Genomic DNA, 2,785 nt, shown 5'->3' on the forward strand with positions numbered 1-2,785 from the left:
TTCTTTATACTGTCACTGAGGCAGGTTGGACATTTGATTTCTAGAGTTATTTGCATTTCTCTATTTTATCAAAATTCAACCTGCTTTTTTTAGCATACTTTTTGATACACCACCAAAAATTGCCCTGATTTTTCAGCAAGCCCTACTGTTTCCGCATCTGAATGTCATGCAGAATTTGAAATATGCAGAACAGCTAAATATAAAAAATAAAGGTCAGCAGAAATTTACGTTTGAAGACATTGTGGAGTTACTCGAATTAAAGCCACTACTTCGGCATCGGGCGCATCAGCTTTCTGGTGGACAGGCACAGCGCGTTTCTATCGGTCGTGCACTTTTATCTTCTCCCGACCTATTACTTTTGGATGAGCCTTTAAATGGACTGGATCAAAAGCTGAAAAACCAGATTTTACCTTTTCTGAAAATTGTGATTCATCAAACAGATTTACCCATGATTTATGTGACTCATCATGTAGATGAAGTGGCGTATTTACAGGCACAACTGCTGCATTTTGAAAAGGGAAAAATTATTTGATCCAGCCCTGCACCGATTTAAACCAGCAATGACTCCGGGCAGGTCATCCTATCGCTGTTTTGCTCATAATTTCTCAGAAGATATCTATTTTTCTCTCTATTTTTAAGAAAGAAACATCTAATTTAAGAGCTTGAATATAAATTATTTTATGTAAAACAATATCTTATTTTATTTTAAAAGTAATCTGGCATGACCTGTGCATATATCTGATTAAAGTCAAAGAAGACTCTACATTTGTATGACGGCCAATGACGTCCGTTCTGATCGTTACTGATATGCCTCGGCATCACAGTGACTTAAATACGTTCAGTTCTGGTAAGGAAATGGCTATGTCTTCAAATACAAGTCTCAATAAAGCAACAAAAATAAGTCTATTTAACTTCAGTAGTTCAGCGATGCGGGCCTTCCATATGAGTTGGCTCGCTTTTTTTGTCTGTTTCTTTGCGTGGTTTGCCTGTGCACCGTTAATGCCAGTGATTGCCGGTGAATTCAACCTGACCAAAGAGCAGATCGCCAATATCAATATTGCCGCAGTCGCCATTACAATTCTGGTGCGTCTGATCGTGGGGCCGTTGTGTGATAAATACGGTCCGCGTAAAACCTATACCGCTTTATTGATTATTGGCAGTATTCCGGTGTTTGGTGTGGCGTCGGCCAACAGTTATGAATCTTTCTTGTTTTTCCGTTTATTGATTGGCGCAATTGGTGCCAGTTTTGTCATCACCCAATATCATACCAGTATCATGTTTGCGCCGAATGTGGTGGGAACGGCAAATGCGACTACAGCAGGCTGGGGGAATGCCGGTGGCGGTGCGACTCAAGCCCTGATGCCTTTAATGCTGGCTGCTTTGGTGATGTTCGGTGTAGAACAGGCAATGGGATGGAGAATTGCGCTTCTGGTGCCGGGTATTCTGATGATCATTGTCGGTGTGCTGTACTGGAAATTCACCCAAGACTGTCCACAAGGTAATTTTAAAGAACTCCGTGTGCAAGGTATTTCTGTCGGTAGCGATAAAAAAGGTGGTCTTGCCATCTTAATGCATGCCGCACGTAACTACCGTGTCTGGATTCTATTTGGGGCTTATGCTGCCTGTTTTGGTATTGAAATTTTTATCCATAATATTATTGCCTTGTACTTTGTCGACAACTTTCAGTTTGGCCTAAAAGAAGCAGGCATGGCAGCCGGGATTTTTGGTTTACTGGCATTGTTTGCCCGTGCCTTGGGAGGTATTGTTTCAGACAAAGTCGCGATTCAAAAAGGTCTGGATGGTCGAACCAAAGTCCTGTTTGCCTTGATCATGCTGGAAGGTCTGTTTCTTATTTTATTTTCGCAAATGAACAGCGCAACCTTGGCGATCATGGCAATGACCATCTTTGCCTTGTTTACTCATATGGCATGTGGCGCTACCTATGCACTGGTGCCTTTTATCGACCGTGATGCCTTGGGGGGGGTGGCCGGTATTATTGGAGCAGGTGGCAATGTCGGCGCGGTAGCTGCAGGTTTCCTGTTAAAAGGCATGTTGGATATTCAAACCACTTTGATGGTACTGGGTAGCTTGGTGGTGATTGCTGCAAGTTGTGTGTTGATGATCCGCTTCTCTGTCGAACATAAAGAAAAAGAACAGCTGTTATATGAACAGGCAGTAAATGAACGTCATCTGGCGGAAGTACAGCAATAACACAACACGCCCTGATATAAAATGAATTGACAAAAAGGATAGCAATATCCTTTTTGTTGTTTGTGCTAACGCAATAATAAAATGATGAGCTATATATTCAGGATAGGAAAATATTATTTAAAAAGTACAGAATGGTTGAATTTATCGAATAAAAGTAAAATCATTTATAGTTTATATGGGCTTTGTTGCACAAAGATTTAAAAGACAACACTCTGCTCATTTGAACAGAATTCAAGTGACAACTTGGGTATGAGGACGACCTAATTCTGTAAATTTGTTCAATACGGCTATGCGTGCATGAATCTCATTCACCTGACTAGAAAAACTCCTTGCTGTTAATTTATCACCTAATAGTTTGATGCAATGCATCTTGGTTTCAACTAAACTTCGACGATGATAACCAGACCATTTTTTCCAAAGCGTTCTTCCTAAACGTTTAACTGTTTTCAGTAACTCATTCCGCTCTAAAGATCTCAATTTCTGATCTTTCCATGGTTTCGCATTTTTTCTAGGTGGAATCACCGCATGCGCTTGCCGATCTGCAATGACCTGACGGCATTGCTTGGTGTCATAA

At 40.9% G+C, this 2,785-nt stretch carries 2 protein-coding genes and 1 pseudogene; 2 read left to right on the top strand and 1 reads right to left on the bottom strand.

Going from position 1 to position 2,785, the window contains the following annotated elements:
- Positions 1-115: 115 nt before the first annotated feature.
- A pseudogene (locus NI470_RS15515) lies at positions 116-532 on the top strand (ATP-binding cassette domain-containing protein); the annotation flags it as partial.
- Between the two features lie 329 nt (positions 533-861).
- On the top strand, positions 862-2,211 hold the full coding sequence (locus NI470_RS15520) for an MFS transporter (RefSeq protein ID WP_253149000.1): 1,350 nt from the start codon (positions 862-864) through the stop codon (positions 2,209-2,211).
- 231 nt (positions 2,212-2,442) lie between these two features.
- Here NI470_RS15520 and NI470_RS15525 read toward each other — a convergent pair.
- On the bottom strand, positions 2,443-2,785 hold a 343-nt coding region (locus NI470_RS15525; RefSeq protein ID WP_253148998.1), incomplete at its 5' end, for a transposase.

The sequence above is a fragment of the Acinetobacter lwoffii genome (assembly GCF_024129115.1).
Taxonomy (GTDB): domain Bacteria; phylum Pseudomonadota; class Gammaproteobacteria; order Pseudomonadales; family Moraxellaceae; genus Acinetobacter; species Acinetobacter lwoffii_T.

Coding starts and splice junctions, on each gene's coding strand:
- NI470_RS15520 (WP_253149000.1), top strand. CDS start 862: ATGTCTTCAAATACAAGTCTCAATAAAGCAACAAAAATAAGTCTATTT.